The sequence below is a fragment of the Serratia sp. H1w genome (assembly GCF_000633355.1).
Classification (GTDB): Bacteria; Pseudomonadota; Gammaproteobacteria; order Enterobacterales; family Enterobacteriaceae; genus Chania.
In genome coordinates this window covers 13,342-28,333 of record NZ_AYMQ01000069.1, presented here as the reverse complement: position 1 = coordinate 28,333, position 14,992 = coordinate 13,342, and the positions used below count along the sequence as shown (strand labels likewise).

The 14,992-nt window shown below is 54.1% G+C and carries 11 protein-coding genes and 2 pseudogenes; 7 read left to right on the top strand and 6 right to left on the bottom strand.

The genetic code is table 11. From position 1 onward, the window contains the following. Nucleotides 1-97 precede the first annotated feature (97 nt). From U869_RS0117285 to U869_RS30070, 4 genes are all read left to right on the top strand, one after another. A complete protein-coding gene (locus U869_RS0117285; protein WP_025121722.1) occupies nt 98-2,479 on the top strand; it encodes a DMSO/selenate family reductase complex A subunit in 2,382 nt (793 codons plus the stop codon). Continuing rightward, nucleotides 2,476-3,096 carry a DMSO/selenate family reductase complex B subunit gene (locus tag U869_RS0117280; protein ID WP_025121721.1) on the top strand — a complete coding sequence of 207 codons (621 nt, stop codon included), beginning with the start codon at nt 2,476-2,478 and terminating at the stop codon, nt 3,094-3,096. The genes U869_RS0117285 and U869_RS0117280 overlap by 4 nt, the downstream gene beginning before the upstream one ends. Nucleotides 3,097-3,098: 2 nt before the next feature. After that, nucleotides 3,099-3,947 carry a DmsC/YnfH family molybdoenzyme membrane anchor subunit gene (locus U869_RS0117275; RefSeq protein ID WP_025121720.1) on the top strand — a complete coding sequence of 283 codons (849 nt, stop codon included), beginning with the start codon at nt 3,099-3,101 and terminating at the stop codon, nt 3,945-3,947. A 288-nt stretch (nt 3,948-4,235) separates the two neighbouring features. After that, on the top strand, nt 4,236-5,357 hold the full coding sequence (locus U869_RS30070; protein ID WP_025121719.1) for an OmpA family protein: 1,122 nt from the start codon (nt 4,236-4,238) through the stop codon (nt 5,355-5,357). Between the two features lie 195 nt (nt 5,358-5,552). On the opposite strand, the gene U869_RS0117265 is transcribed toward U869_RS30070, so the two are convergent. Then, complete coding sequence (locus U869_RS0117265; protein WP_025121718.1) at nt 5,553-7,271, bottom strand: penicillin-binding transpeptidase domain-containing protein; 1,719 nt, start codon at nt 7,269-7,271, stop codon at nt 5,553-5,555. 101 nt (nt 7,272-7,372) lie between these two features. Beyond that, a pseudogene (mrdA, locus tag U869_RS29480) lies at nt 7,373-9,297 on the bottom strand (penicillin-binding protein 2). A gap of 271 nt (nt 9,298-9,568) precedes the next feature. On the opposite strand from mrdA, the gene U869_RS0117255 reads away from it, so the two are divergent. Beyond that, nucleotides 9,569-9,850, top strand: a complete 282-nt coding sequence (locus tag U869_RS0117255) for a YjcB family protein (protein WP_025121717.1) — start codon at nt 9,569-9,571, stop codon at nt 9,848-9,850. Between the two features lie 50 nt (nt 9,851-9,900). Here U869_RS0117255 and U869_RS0117250 read toward each other — a convergent pair whose 3' ends face one another. Further along, nucleotides 9,901-10,338 carry a VOC family protein gene (locus U869_RS0117250; RefSeq protein ID WP_025121716.1) on the bottom strand — a complete coding sequence of 146 codons (438 nt, stop codon included), beginning with the start codon at nt 10,336-10,338 and terminating at the stop codon, nt 9,901-9,903. Between the two features lie 22 nt (nt 10,339-10,360). After that, nucleotides 10,361-11,229: pseudogene (locus U869_RS29475) on the bottom strand (helix-turn-helix transcriptional regulator). A 177-nt stretch (nt 11,230-11,406) separates the two neighbouring features. Between U869_RS29475 and U869_RS0117240 the strand changes: the two are divergent. After that, nucleotides 11,407-12,309, top strand: a complete 903-nt coding sequence (locus tag U869_RS0117240) for a DMT family transporter (protein WP_025121715.1) — start codon at nt 11,407-11,409, stop codon at nt 12,307-12,309. A 154-nt stretch (nt 12,310-12,463) separates the two neighbouring features. Continuing rightward, on the top strand, nt 12,464-12,871 hold the full coding sequence (locus tag U869_RS0117235; RefSeq protein ID WP_025121714.1) for a cupin domain-containing protein: 408 nt from the start codon (nt 12,464-12,466) through the stop codon (nt 12,869-12,871). A 2-nt stretch (nt 12,872-12,873) separates the two neighbouring features. Here the strand turns inward: U869_RS0117235 and U869_RS0117230 are convergent, their stop codons facing one another. Further along, entirely contained in the window at nt 12,874-13,470 is a 597-nt protein-coding gene (locus U869_RS0117230; RefSeq protein ID WP_025121713.1) for a hypothetical protein, read from the bottom strand. Next, on the bottom strand, nt 13,467-14,969 hold the full coding sequence (locus tag U869_RS0117225) for a sugar ABC transporter ATP-binding protein (protein ID WP_025121712.1): 1,503 nt from the start codon (nt 14,967-14,969) through the stop codon (nt 13,467-13,469). Before U869_RS0117225 ends, U869_RS0117230 begins: the two co-directional genes overlap by 4 nt. Nucleotides 14,970-14,992 lie beyond the last annotated feature (23 nt).

Below are 14,992 nucleotides of genomic sequence, written 5' to 3'. Positions count from 1 at the left end.
CTTGAGGTTTATTGGGTATAAGTAGCTGGAATTGATATTTCGCAACGAAACTACGGCTGATTACCGCCGATAATCTTTTTCTTTTTGAGCAAATATCATGACCGATAAAAATAATAGTGACTCCCCACCAGGGATTAGCCGCCGCCACTTCGTAAAAGTGAGCAGCGCACTGGCCGCAGCGTCGCTGGTTGGCGTTAGATTTACCTATGCCAACGAGGGTGCCAAAAACGACGCTGCTGCGGGTTCTTTGGCCCCAGAACGCATCATTCCAACCTGTAGCAGCTTTGACTGCGGCGGCAAATGCGACATCCGTGCCCATGTGCAAGATGGCATGGTCACCCGCATCACCACCCTACCCGACGCCGAATTAGATCCGGAAATGCCGATTATGCGCGCCTGCGTGCGTGGCCGTGGCTATCGGAAATTCGTCTATCATCCCGACCGGCTGAAATACCCGATGAAGCGCGTCGGTAAACGCGGCGAAGGTAAATTTGTCCGCATCAGTTGGGATGAGGCAACCACCCTGATTGCCGATAACCTGAAACGGATCACCGAGCAATACGGCCCAGCCTCGCGCTTTGTGCATAACAATACCGCAGTCAGCGGCGGCGCGTTCTCTGGCGATAAAATGGCGCGTCGGTTGCTCAATCTTACCGGTGGCTACCTTGAGTATTATCACTCGGTCAGTATGGGCAACACTGGGGCGGCAACTCCGTATACCTATGGAGCGGCAGCCAGCGGTAACACCCTGGATACTCTGAGTGACACGCCGCTGGTCATTCTGTGGGGACATAACCCAACGGAAACCATCTTCGGTCATACCAATCACTATTTTCAGCAGATGAAGCAGAACGGCACCCGCTTTATCGTGGTTGATCCGCGTTACTCCGATACCTCGTCTTCGTTGGCCGACCAGTGGATCCCATTGCGCCCGGCCACGGATAACGCGCTGATGGATGCGATGATGTACGTCATCATTAGCGAAAATCTGCACGACCAGGCGTTTATCACGCGCTACACGCTAGGCTTTGATGAAAGCTCGATGCCTGCAGGCGTCCCCGCCAATGAATCGTTGGTGGCTTACCTGATGGGGGCGAAAGACGGCATCAAGAAAACCCCGGAGTGGGCTGAGGTGATCACTCATGTCCCGGCGCAAACCATTCGGCAACTGGCACGTGATTACGCTACGACCAAACCGGCAGCGCTGATCCAAGGCTGGGGACCGCAACGACATAACTGCGGCGAGCGCACCGCCAGGGGATCAACCCTGCTGGCGACTATCACCGGCAACGTGGGGATCAAAGGTGGTTGGGCTGGCGGCTATGGCGGCATTGGCAACCGTAAATTTACCACTGGCCCGGAAATGCCAGATAACCCGGTAAAAGAAAAAATCTCCATCATGAACTGGGTGCAAGCGGCGGATGACGCCAGCAAAGTCACGCCCGTGGACGGTTTAACCGGCGGTGACAAGCTCAATAGCAATATTCGTCTGCTGTTTTCCCTGGCTGGTAACTACCTGGCCAACCAAAACCCGGATATCAATCAGGCCGCCAAGGTATTAGCCGATGAATCCAAGATCGAATTTATTGTGCAAAGCGACCTTTATCTGACGCCGAGCGCAAAATATGCCGATCTGTTATTGCCAGAAACCAGCTTTATGGAACGTTGGAATATCGGCGAAACCTGGGGGACGGCGAACTATTTGATCCTGTCTGAAAAACTGATCGAACCTGAGTTTGAACGTCGTTCCGATTACGACTGGATCCGTGAAGTGGCACAAAAACTGGGTGTAGAGCAGGAATTCAGCCTGGGGCGTGACGAGAAAGAGTGGATTGTGCAGATCTGGGAAAACTCGCGCAAGGCCATGCCAGATGAGCAGTTGCCGACGTTTGATCAACTGATGGTACAGCGCCGTCACCTGTTCAAGGGCAAGCCGCATATTGCCTTTGCCGATAATATCCGCGATCCGCAGAACCATCCGTTCCCGACGCCGTCAGGGAAAATCGAGATTTTCTCCAAGCGGTTGTATGACATGCACCACCCGGAAATTCCGGCGCTCTCCCACTACGTTCCCGCTCATGAGGGGCCGGAAGACCCATTGGCGGCCAAGTACCCGTTGCAGTTGATCACCTGGAAAGGCAAAAATCGGGCTAACTCCACCCAATATGCCAATCCGTGGTTACAGGAGGTACAGACACAGAAATTGTGGATCAATCCGGCAGATGCACAGCATCGGAGTATTGCGCAAGGAGACTACGTGCGTATCCACAACGATCGCGGCGTGACGCTGGTCCCGTCAGAGGTTACCCTGCGCATCATGCCTGGCGTAGTCGCATTGCAAGCGGGAGCCTGGTGGCAACCCGATGCCAACGGCGTCGACCACGGCGGCTGTGCCAACGTGCTTAGCTCAGCGCGGATCACCGCGTTGGCCAAAGGTAACTCTCATCAAACGATGCTTGTGGAGGTTGCCAAAGCATGAGTAAATTTATCGAATATCCTGCAGTCAGCGATCGCCAGCTCGGATTTTATATCGACTCTTCCCGCTGTTCCGGCTGCAAAGCCTGCCAGGTCGCCTGCAAAGACAAGAACAACCTGGACGTCGGGCGGCGTTTTCGTCGCATTTATGAGGTCAAGGGTGGTGGTTTTGTATCCACCGGCCAGGGCGGTTACCGTAACAACGTATACGCCTATACCCTGTCGATTTCCTGTAACCACTGCAAAGATCCGATCTGTACGAAGAACTGCCCAACCACCGCGATGCATAAACGCCCCGGTGATGGCATCGTGCGCGTTGACACCGATAAGTGCATTGGCTGCGGCTATTGTGCCTGGTCGTGCCCTTACGGTGCCCCCCAGCTCAACGAGACCACCGGTCAGATGTCTAAGTGCGATTTCTGCATCGATTTACAGGCCGCAGGGGAACAGCCGATCTGCGTGGCAACCTGTCCATTGGGTGCCATCAAGTTTGGCCCCATTGATGAACTACGGGCGAAGTATGGTGACCTTTGTGATGTGCAGGGTCTGCCTGATTCTGCCATTACTCACCCAAATCTGGTCGTCAAAGCGCATCAAGGCGCAGAACTGGGGAGTAAATAATCATGCATGAATGGCCTCTTATCATTTTCACCCTGCTGGTGCAGGCTTCGGTCGGTATTACGTTGTTCACTACGTTTAGCCTGGTGATGGCCGAGCAAGGTCTGAGCAGCCAGGAAAAGCATTGTTATGCGCTGCCTTTCATGCTGTTCGCCTTTATCGCTGGGGCGTTGGGTCTGATGGTTTCTACCGCCCATCTGGGCTATCCGTTGAATGCGTTCCACGCCTTGCGCCATGTGGAAAGCTCCTGGTTAAGCCGTGAAATCATCTTTGCCAGCCTTTATCTGGCGTTTTTAGGGTTAGGGACACTGATTGCTCTGCTCAAAAAGCGACTGCCGATCGTTTTACTGCTGATTGCTTCACTGCTGGGGATCGTCGATGTCTTCTGCATGAGCTCCATCTATGTGCACAGCTCGGTAGTGACCTGGATGCATTTCAATACCTACCTGATGTTCTTTGGTTCGGTATTGAGCCTGGGTGCGGTGGGCAGCCTGTGGTCACTCGCGGTTCGCCCCGATCTGCCCTCTCCGTTGACAAGAAAGGTGGCGGTGACAGCGGCCGTCTTGCTGATTGCCATCACGCTGTGTCGCTTGCTGGCACAACCGCTGTATATGGAATACCTAACCTCGGTGTGGAGCAGTGACGTGATCACCTTCCCTCATCAACCACTGGTCGCGTTTGCTCAGTTGGCCAGCCTGCGTTTGGCCTCGTGGGTGATATTGATCGCCGGTGTGTGCGCATTGGCGCTCAGTTCCCGTTGTCATCGTATCAATAAGCGATGGCTCACGATGGGAAGCGGGTTGATCGTGGTAGCCGAAGTGCTGTTGCGGTTGGGTTTCTTCAGTATTCAGTGATGTTATCTCAAGGGGCGCGCGATGCGCCCCTATTCATATCCAGGGGTAAGATCAATCTTTGCGATAAATTACTAAATTAATAAGCGGAATCACTTCGGCATATCAAACCAATCTGCTACTCTTCCACCCTGTGCTCAAACTCGGATTTGCCCGGCATGGCGGCAAACTCGAAGCGCCGCCGCACTTGCACGCAATATCAGACTTTTCCAGTGAAAATTTAATAGTTTAACAAGTTGAACTGACCATACTCTGCGGTGCAGAATGCGCGCAGAACAAATGGAGGTTCGGATGTACGCGATGGGAAATATCATTAATCAGCAGACAACGGCGATTTCGCCTCAACTGTTGACGGTGTTGGAACAAAAACTGACCACAAATCGGGAAAAGATCTTACTGTGTCTTAACGGCATGGCCGCCTTGATCCTGCAAAACACCCGCGACTATCTGCATCGTAACGATAACTCCCTTCGTTTGCGCAAATTGGCCCGGCAAACACCCGCCTTCGAACCCGGTTTTCTGGATGAAGCGCTGAGCAAATTCAGCCCGGCATTGCTGACGATGGTACTTGGCCACAAATTGAAGAGCCTCACCCAACTGTTTGCCAACTTTTATGTGTTGGAGAAACCGGTGGTCGAACGGCTCTTTTCCGTGGCCTCCGCCGTGGTATTTGGCCTGCTGGGTCAATATCTGCGCCAACGTTCCCTGCAATCGCCATCATTAAAAGCCTGGCTCGATTGGCAATTGCCTCAGATCGCCGCAGCCCAGCCAATGGCGGTACTCAACCAGTTACCTGCGCTTATCCCGGCCGATCCGGCCGTTTCCCGCACCGGATCGCTAGTGCCGCCCAAACGCCGTATCTGGCCGTGGCTGATGCTGGTGCTGTTATTGCTGGTATCGCTGCTGTTCTCATTGCGCGGCTTTAGCGTGTTACAGCCCATGCAGACCAACGGCCAGAGCGATGTGACCTATCGCCGGTTGGCGGACGGCAAGCAACTCCTGCTCTCGCAGCGTAGCGTCGAGAACCTGCTGATCACCTACATTGAAAGCAATGCTCCCACCAGCGAGAAGCGTTGGTTTACCCTAAATCACCTGCAGTTCGACACCAACCGCACCGAGTTGACCCCGGCGTCACAGGAACAGCTGAGGAATATCGTCGATATTCTACGTGCCTATCCGAACGTGGAGATCCGGCTGGGGGGATATACCGATAAGTCGGCCAATGAACAGATGGATCGGCGTTTATCACAGGATCGTGCCGATGCGGTTCGCATGGCGCTAGTTAAGATGGGGATTGGGGAAAGCCGCATCAGTGCCGAAGGTTATGGCTCGGCTTACCCCTTGGTGCCTAACGATAGTGAAGCCAATCGCGCCAAAAACCGCAGGATCGATCTGCGGGTGATTGAGAAATAAGCCCCTCACCCTAACCCTCTCCCACAGGGAGAGGGGACCTAACGTGCCACAAATTACCTTCCGCGTCTGACCTTTACACCTGCACCGAAACCCGAGTGCGGACAAGCTCCCTCTCCCCAAACCAGTGCTCATGATGTCCCAGATGTTACATTGGGAGAGGGCTGGGGTGAGGGGCCGAATGAGCAAATTAACAACTCACCCCTTGGCTACCGCCACTACCTTCAGCGGCTGGGCATCCGGCAGGATATTCATATGTTCCAGCACCTGGGCCATGATCTTGCCAAATACCGGGCCCGCCACCGATCCCCCGAAGTGTTTACCCGCCTTGGGGTTATTAACCATCACCACCAGAGCCACTTGTGGATCGCTGGCTGGTGCCACGCCTGCGGTATAGTTGATATAACCGCCATCATACTTGCCGTTTGGCCCCATCTTTTCAGCGGTACCGGTCTTGATCGCCAGGCGATAACCCGGCACTGCGGCACTAAGCCCACTACCGCCAGGTAACGCATCGCTCTCCATCATATGCACCACGGTTCTCACCACCTCAGGGGACATGATTTGCTGCCCCATCACCGGCGGCGTCACTTTAGTGATGGAAAGTGGACGATAAACGCCAAATGAACCGATGGTGGCATATTCACGCACCATCTGTAGCGGCGTGACGCGCAAGCCGTAACCAAACGAGAAGGTCGCTCGTTCAATATCGGCCCAGCGTGCGCGGTGAGCGGGTAAATAACCACTGCTTTCGTTACCAATGCCCAGATCGGTAGGTCGCCCAAGGCCAAAGCTGTGATAAACGGCAGGCAACACCGTGGCAGGCAGCGCCAAGGCAATATGCGAAACCGCGATATCGCTGGATTTTTGCAGCACGCCGGTAATGGTCAGTTTCGACCAATGGCCCACGTCTTTGATCAGATGGCCGTTTACCGTATAAGGCGTGGTGTCCAGCACGGTGTCTGGGCGGATCAATTTGTGATCCAATCCCACCATTACCACGACCGGTTTCACCGTCGAGCCTGGCTCAAAACTGTCGCTGCTACAGACGTTACGAATGTCTTTCGCTGGCGTACTGGCGTAGTTATTGGGGTTGAACGACGGGTAGCTGGCCATGCCGAGGATTTCACCGGTATTGACCTTCACCAGCACCGCGCAACCGGAGTCGGCCTGATTGGCGATCACCCCGTCGCGGATCTGTGAAAACAACACGTACTGAATAAATTTATCGATACTCAGCGTAATGTTCGGTGGTGGCACCGGGTCAACACTTTTGATCACGCCGATAACCGCGCCGCTGCCGTCTTTCTGATAGACACGCAGGCCGTTTTTACCCTGTAACAGCGGGTTGAAACCCAGCTCAATCCCTTCCAGCCCCTGATTATCCTGCCCCACAATGCCAATCAGCCCGGCGGCGTCTTGCCCCATGGGATAGAAACGGCTGAAGTCCTGCTCGGTGCTGACGCCGGTCAGGTGCAACTTGCTGATATAGTTTGCATTGTCATCTTCTACCTTACGCGCCAGATAGACAAAACGCTTACGGCCGTTGGCCTGGATCAGATGCTGAACATCCCCCAGCGGCATTTTCAACACGTTGGCCAAACTCTGCCAGCGCTCGGTGCTGGTATCGGTCTGGCTATCGAGAATATGTTTGGGATCCAGCACGATGTCCTTGGAAGAGACGCTGACCGCCAGCGCCGCATCGTTACGATCGGTGATCATCGCACGGTTGGTGGGCACCACCTGGGTACGAATAGAGCGCTGGTCAGCCTGATCGGCCAACTGTTGGTGTTCCAGCAACTGCAAATAGCCGACCCGAAACATCAATAGAAAGAAGCAGACCAGGATGCCTGCACAAATCCAGCCAAAACGCGCCGTCGAGTAGTTTTTACCGTTTTTCTTGGTTGGAGGAGCCACTGTTAACCCTGCGTTTCTAAACCGATTATTTATCAGTTAAGTCTAACCTTTAGCGGTTTCGCAGAAGGTTGCAGTTTGTAAGAAAGTAAAAACAAACGCGTTTAATGTTGCACATCTTCACTGTCACCAAGTTGTGTCTGGCTGCCGTCGTTATCCCCTTCAGTTGGCGCATTGGTTGGGTCAAAAATATGATCCAGGATAGCCCTGGCCGTTGGCCCTGCGACCACGCCATCGCCGCCCCCGTTTTCCAGGATCAATGCCATCGCTACTCGCGGATTTTTATACGGCGTAAACAGCGTATAAAAAATATGGTCACGCAGGCGGACCGGGATCATTTTAGCGTTATAGGTCTGATTCTCTTTCAGGCTGAACACCTGCGAAGTGCCCGATTTGGCCGCTATCTGGTAAGGCGCGGTATGAAACAGCTTATAACCCGTGCCGTTAGGCAGATTCGCCATGCCATACATGCCGTTGCGGACAATCCCCCAATACGGCGAGTTGGCCTCCCCAATCTGCATGGCCTGCTCTGGTGGCTGGTAACGTTCGACCTCCCGGCCCTGTTTCATCGAGTACAGCAGATGCGGTGTTTTCACTTTGCCGCTGTTGATCAACGTGGTCAGTGCTTTCACCATCTGGATCGGCGTGGCAACCCAATACCCCTGGCCGATGCCTACCGAGACGGTATCACCTTGATACCACCCTTTCTTGTGCACCCGTTGCTTCCATTCCCGGCTGGGCAACACGCCGCGATATTCCTCATTCAGATCGATACCCGTCGCTTGACCATAGCCGAATTTACTGAGCCACTGATGGATCCGGTCAATCCCCATCTGGTAGGAAACCTGATAGAAGAAGGTATCCGCCGACTCCTCAATAGCCTTGGTGACGTTCAGCAGGCCGTGGCCGGTTTTCAACCAGTCACGATAGTGGCGCTGCTTCCTGGCAAGGTCCAGGTCGGGGCGCCAAAGAAAGTCGTGGTTGGAGTGATGACACCGGCAAACAGTGCCGATACCGCCATATAGGGCTTCACCGTGGAGGCTGGCGGGTATAACCCCTGGGTTACACGGTTAATCAGCGGGAGATCCGGGTTGCTGAGCAGGGATTTGTAAGCCTGATAACCGATGCCTTTAACAAATGGATTGGGATCGTAACTGGGGCTGGAGACCATGGCCAGAATGCCGCCGTCGCGCGGATCTGCGACCACAACTGCCGCCCGTTGTCCTTTCAGCACGCTTTCGATGTACTGCTGCAAATGCAGATCGAGCGTCAGATAGATATCTTTACCCGCCTGCGGCGGCTGCTCCTTCAGCAAGCGAACGATCCGCCCGTGGTTGTCCACCTCCACTTCCTGATAGCCAGTGGTGCCGTGCAACTCTTTTTCGTAATAGGCTTCCAGCCCCTGCTTGCCAATATTGTGGTCGGCCGCATAGTTTTGCGCCAGGCCCTGTTGATCGAGCTTTTTGACATCGTTATCGTTAATGCGCGAGACATACCCCACCACGTGCGCCAACTGTGCTCCATACGGATATTGCCGCTGCTGGTAGGTATCGATGGTTACGCCGTCGAAGCGATACTGGTTTACCGCAAAACGTGCCACCTCGGTTTCGGTCAACCCGGCTTTCAAGGTGACAGGCTTATAGCGGCTATTGTGGTGCATATCGTCGCGGAAGGCGGCAATGTCATCCGGCGTCAAATCGACAATTGGCGTCAAGTCTTGCAGCAATGCCGACATATCGGTGATTTTGCTGGGGGTGACTTCAATCTGGTAGAGCTGGACGTTACGCACCAGCGGGATGCCGTTGCGATCGAAGATCAGCCCACGGTTAGGGGCAATCGGGAGCATCTTGATGTCGTTTTGATTCGAACGGGTCTGGAAAAAGGCATGTTGCTCGATCTGCAAGCGATACAGGTTGAAAACCAACACGCCAAAACAGGCGACTACCAACACCATCGCCACACAGGCACGGCGTATAAACAGCGTTTCTTCAGCGGAATGGTCACGAAAGGGATCTTTTAATGGGGCCATGCGCGGAGTGTTACCTGTCAGGCTGAGTGCTAAAAGCCGGCAAGCATAGCGTTAATAATCCGGGTCCTACATGAAAAGGTTGCTAATGATTTGGCATAACTGTTTCAACATATTGGAATGTTTCCGAGATTGCTCAGTGCTATTGAGCCATCAATAACGACGATGCTACAATGTGACGCAGATCACACCGAACAATAAAATCACCTTCTATCCCAATACCTCATCTGCCCCAAGGGCCAGATGAGGCTTTTGTAGCAAAGGATCACTTTCGATGAGTACCATAGCCACTGGCTTTATTATGATGCGCTGGGAATTGCTGAGCGCAGTGATGATGTTTCTGGCCAGCCAACTGAACGTGGTGTGCCGCAAGGCAAGCCGTAACGGTATGGCGTTTATGTTCAGCAGCCTCGGGTTGTTCACCAGTTGCTGGTTTGTGATGGGGCTGATGGGCATGACCTTCAATCTGGCGGGCATCATGCAATTCTGGGCGTCATTCAAGGATGTGTTTATCGACATCATGAGCCAAAGCTCGACCACTTTCCCCCTGCCATAATCACCGTACAGTTGCTGGGCGCTGCACATGCTGCGCCCCTAAGTGACGGCTTAGCCCCGCATCCAGGGGGTCAAGGTCACGCCAACCAACAGACCTTCCGGGCTCAACAGACGGGTGACGCTCTGGCCCCACGGCTCCAGACGGTTGGCCACCAACAGCTGATAACCCTGATCCAGCAGCGTTTGCGTGGCCTGCGCCATATCCGCGACGTCGAACTCCATCCACGCCTGTGGCACCGGCAAATCTTGTGGCCACTGCTCCTGACCAAAACAGGATTGTGCCGCCTGTGCCAAAGGCCACAGCGCAAAGTGTTTCACCCCGGCCAACGCATCATGCTCGGTCAGTAAATAGTCCTCATTCCCTTCCATTGCCTTGAGAGGTAACCCCAGCGCCTGCTGGTAAAACGCGGCACTTTGGCTTGGGTTCTGGGTGATCGGGCCAAAACCCGCGACAAACAGTACCTCAACGCCACAAAATGGTTGTTCCATATCCTGTTTCCTTATTTTTGGATTATCGGCTTTGCTGCCGCAGTTGTATCGGCGTATAGCCGTAGGCCGCCTTGAAACGGTTGCTGAAATGACTGGCGGAGCTGAAGCCACAGTCCAGCGCAATCTGGGTTAGTGGCACCAGCGTGTTGCGCAATAGTCTCTCTGCATTTTGCAAACGCACCTGCATCACATATTGATGCGGCGCTTGGCCAGTGCTGTGTTTAAACATGCGGGCAAAATGAAACTCGCTTAATTCCGCGTGAGCCGCCAGATCGGCCAGTAGCAGCGGTTGATCGAGTTGGTGGTCGATAAACTCCAGCACCCGCCTCAGCACGGCCGGAGCCAAGCCACCACGCACGTTAGGCAACGGCCAATGTAATTGGGTGTAATGCTGCAGTATATGTGACATCAACAGCGTAGAAGCGCTGCTGAGTGCCAGTTGGTTGGCGCTATCTTGCCAGTGGCGATTCAGCAGAAACTGGCGGTACAACAGTGTGATCTGCGGATCTTCCGCAAATGACCGCGGCTCCACGCTGATGGTGGCCGGGCTGCGGTCCCAAGTCTGTTCTACCAACTGGCGTAAATGTTGGTCGGTACAATACAGATGCACGAAGGAAAGATCGCTGCGGATATCCCAGGTGGATTCATAATGGCGCGGCATGATGCAAAAGCGATCCGGACCGCCGCCGTTCTGCCAGCCCCCAGGCACCTTTTGGTAGCATTCGTAACCATCCGCAACATACAGACTCAGGGTATGGTGATCGGCACTTTCCTGGGTGATGCGGTCGTTACAGTTGGACCAGGCCGCCAACTGCACGCCAGACCCAACTGCACGCTGTTGTGCAACTTGGCTTTGTGCTGCTGTAGTGTTTCAAATGCCAGGTATGCCATAGCCGCCCTATTCCCGTTATCCATGCCAATTCAGTGTAAAGAGTGACGACGCGGGATACCAGTTATCCCCGGGGACTTTTGACAAAAAAGCGCAAGAATATGCAATTGGCCGCAAAGGGCTGAAAGCGTTACGGCGTTGAAAGGTGAATACTCCCGTTATCATGAACAGGAGGAACTATGAATACGCTGTTGTATCTTGCCGTGGTGCTGATTTGGGGCACCACCTGGATTGCGATTACCCTGCAACAAGGCACGGTGGCGATCCCTGTCTCGATCGGTTACCGCTTCCTGCTTGCTGCCGCCGTGATGTGGCTGGCCATGTTGGCGCTACGTCGCCTGCGGGCTATTAGCCTGCGGGATCACCTGTTCTGCATGCTGCAAGGCTGCTGTGTGTTTGGCTTTAACTTCTACTGCTTTTACCTGGCTGCGGCTTATATCAGCAGCGGACTGGAATCGGTGATCTTTTCGATGGCGGTGCTGTTCAACGCGGTTAACAGCATGATTTTCTTCCGTCAGCGCCCTGGTCCCAACCTGCTGCCTGCGGCGCTGCTGGGCATGACCGGCATTGTGGCGCTGTTCTGGCAGGATTTGATGGCCACCCAGATGGCACCTGAATTGCTGAAAGGGATCGGTTTGTGCGCGCTGGGCACCTACGGTTTTTCACTGGGGAATATGCTCAGCACGCGCCACAAACGCCGTGGATTGGATATGCTTTCGACTAATACCTACGCCATGAGTTACGGCGCACTGCTGATGTTTGCCATCGCACTGACGCAAGGTGCGTCACTACAGATTGAGTTCACCACGCGTTATCTGGGATCGCTGTTCTATCTGGCGATCTTTGGCTCGGTGATTGCCTTTGCCGCCTATTTTACTCTGCTGGGTCGCATCGGCGCGGGAGCTGCGGCCTATAGCACCTTGCTGTTCCCACTGGTGGCGCTGACAATTTCTACTCTGTACGAGGGCTACCAGTGGCACCTGAACGCGGTGATTGGCCTATGCCTGATCCTTTTGGGTAACCTGGTGATGTTCTCCAAGCCGGGGATATTTACCTCGCGCTGGCGGAGGCACACCGTTTAAATGGTGCCGTCACGGATGCCTGAATGCCATGATGATTAGTGAATTTTTTGCATAGGCGCATGCGTATTTATCTACCTTATCATTCAATCGTCGTTTCCTTACACTTGTGCCTAGTGGCCATCCTTTTTGGCCGCTTTCTAATGGTGGAGAGGATATGAACGAGAAATTTGACGGTAACGGTATTTTCCCCAAAGGGCCGAAAAATGACGCCTATGCACAATATTTCACCGGCACCAGCTACCTGAATATGTTGACCAGTGAAGGGGTTGCCATCGGCAATGTGGTATTTGAACCAGGCTGCCGTAACAACTGGCATATTCACCACCAGGGCGGTCAGATCCTGCTGGTCACCGGTGGACGCGGCTGGTATCAGGAGTGGAATAAACCCGCCCGGCAGCTTTGCGCCGGAGACGTGGTATCCATCCCGGCAGGAGTAAAACACTGGCATGGTGCAGCTCAGGATAGCTGGTTTGCACATATTGCCGTGGCGGTTCCAGCCGAGGGGGCGTCGAATGAATGGTTGGAGCCGGTCTCCGATGCCGACTACGGTCAGCTACCTTAACGTTAACTGCCAGATTGGACATCAGGCTGGTTGAACAACGCCCCGCCAATCACCATCAGATCGTCAGGCTGGTTGCGTAGCAGCTCGATAAAGCTCTTTTGCATTTTCCCGTCATACACCACCGGTAAATCAAGTGGTACAGCGTGGGCTTTATCCAGCATTCGAGGCATAAACTCCCCGCCACCGGCTGGCGCGCTTAATATCAGCACGCCGTCAGATTCTGGCAACAGTTCTGCTACGTCACTCATGGCCATCGTGGTTGAGATGGCCAGATAGCCCTGCGAGCCGCGTTGTCGAATCGCTCGCAACAAGGCTTTTGGGTCGCGGCAGGCTTCAGGATGCACGGCAATCCAACGTGCGCCCATAGCGGCAAAACGTAGCGCCCAATCTTCTGGATTGGCGATCATCAAATGCACGTCGATCGGCAGTTCGATAGTTTGCTGCAACCGCTGGAACAAGGCGAGATTCAACCCGTAAGCCGGGACAAAGTGGCCGTCCATTACGTCAAAATGCAGCGAGGCGATCTCAGGTAATAATGGCTTGAGCTTCTCAATGATATTGCACGGATCGGCAGCATAGACGCTGGCGGATATCTTCACGCAGTCGCCTCCTCGTGACTCCAGGCGGCTTTACGTAAATGCGCCGGTGTCAGTGCGCTGGCAGAAAGAGTGACACCGTCACAACTTCCTTGCCGAAACACCACGATATTATCCGCCACCTCAAGCAACTCTTCCTCTTCGCTCGACACCATCAGCACACAGCAGCCCGCTTCGGCCAGTTGATAGATGATCTTGTAGATGTCCGCTTTGGCACCGATATCAACGCCTTTGGTGGGTTCGTCCAGTAGCACCAACTCGGCGTTTTGGCCTATCACTCTGGCAAACAATACCTTTTGTTGATTGCCCCCCGAAAGCGACTTGATCGGGCCGGACAATGTGCCACGGGTATTCATACGGTTTAAAATCGCCAACGCCGAGCTTTCCGCCTGATGATGGTTAACCCAGCCCAGGGTGCGAAAACGCTGCAAAATAGGCAGTGTGGCATTGGCAAAGCTGGACATATTGGGAATAAAGCCATCCTTCTTACGCTCTTCCGTCAGGTAGGCGATGTGATGCTTGATGGCATGTGCGGGTGTCGATGGGCGATAGGTTTGGCCATTTAGCTCCACTTCGCCACCGGTCAGCGTTTCTAGCCCATACAGCGTGCGGCAAAAGCGCGTACGTCCCGCTCCAGCCAGACCGTAAATCCCCAGAATTTCCCCCTGGCGCGCCGTCAGATTGATATCTTTGAGGCGCGAAGTGGCAAGATGTTTAACCGAGAGAAACACCGGTTGTGACTCGGTAGGCGCGGTCCGTTTCGCTGACGAGGCTTGATACACGGCGGCATCACCCACAATGGCATCCACGATAGCCGCCTTACTCAGCGTGAGCTTATCCGCATGGTAGATCACCTTGCCGCCGCACATCACGGTGGCCCGATCGCAGACACCCAACACTTCATCCAGCTTGTGTGAAACCAGCACCACGCCGATGTTCTTTTCACGGGCAATGCGTTGTACCGCATGCAATAATTCTTCCGCCTGACTACCTTCCAGCGCCGTTGTCGGCTCATCCAGGAACAGAAAGCGTGCGTCACGATCCAGGTTGGCGATCACCTCCAACATCTGTTTGTCCGGATGGGACAGATCTCTTACTAAATCGCTGGCATGAAAACTCAGTCCATACTCATCGATCACCTGCGTAGTGTGCTGACGCATGGTGACCTCATCCAGAAAGCCCTTGTTCCTCAACTCACGCCCAAGAAACAGGTTTTGCCAGACGCTCATCCCTGGGATCAGACGTAATTCCTGATAGACACAGGCAATGCCTTGATTTAACGCATCACGGGGTGACGAAAGGCGAATGACCCGATCGCCCAACAGTAATTCCCCGGAGTCATGGGCATTCACCCCGGCCAGAATTTTGAGTAGAGTCGATTTACCGGCACCGTTATGACCAAACAAGCCATGAATTTCCCCTGGTTTGACGCAAAAATCCACACCGTGCAGTACCTGTACGCCGGTAAACGCTATTTTTATCTGTTGGGCCTGATAGTTCATATTGTCTCGCCTTTCGTCATTTT

Bases quoted from the DNA above. Each gene is read 5' to 3' on its own strand.
- U869_RS0117285 (WP_025121722.1), top strand. From the start codon at position 98: ATGACCGATAAAAATAATAGTGACTCCCCACCAGGGATTAGCCGCCGC.
- U869_RS0117280 (WP_025121721.1), top strand. From the start codon at position 2,476: ATGAGTAAATTTATCGAATATCCTGCAGTCAGCGATCGCCAGCTCGGA.
- U869_RS0117275 (WP_025121720.1), top strand. From the start codon at position 3,099: ATGCATGAATGGCCTCTTATCATTTTCACCCTGCTGGTGCAGGCTTCG.
- U869_RS30070 (WP_025121719.1), top strand. From the start codon at position 4,236: ATGTACGCGATGGGAAATATCATTAATCAGCAGACAACGGCGATTTCG.
- U869_RS0117255 (WP_025121717.1), top strand. From the start codon at position 9,569: ATGAGTACCATAGCCACTGGCTTTATTATGATGCGCTGGGAATTGCTG.
- U869_RS0117250 (WP_025121716.1), bottom strand. From the start codon at position 10,338: ATGGAACAACCATTTTGTGGCGTTGAGGTACTGTTTGTCGCGGGTTTT.
- U869_RS0117240 (WP_025121715.1), top strand. From the start codon at position 11,407: ATGAATACGCTGTTGTATCTTGCCGTGGTGCTGATTTGGGGCACCACC.
- U869_RS0117235 (WP_025121714.1), top strand. From the start codon at position 12,464: ATGAACGAGAAATTTGACGGTAACGGTATTTTCCCCAAAGGGCCGAAA.
- U869_RS0117225 (WP_025121712.1), bottom strand. From the start codon at position 14,969: ATGAACTATCAGGCCCAACAGATAAAAATAGCGTTTACCGGCGTACAG.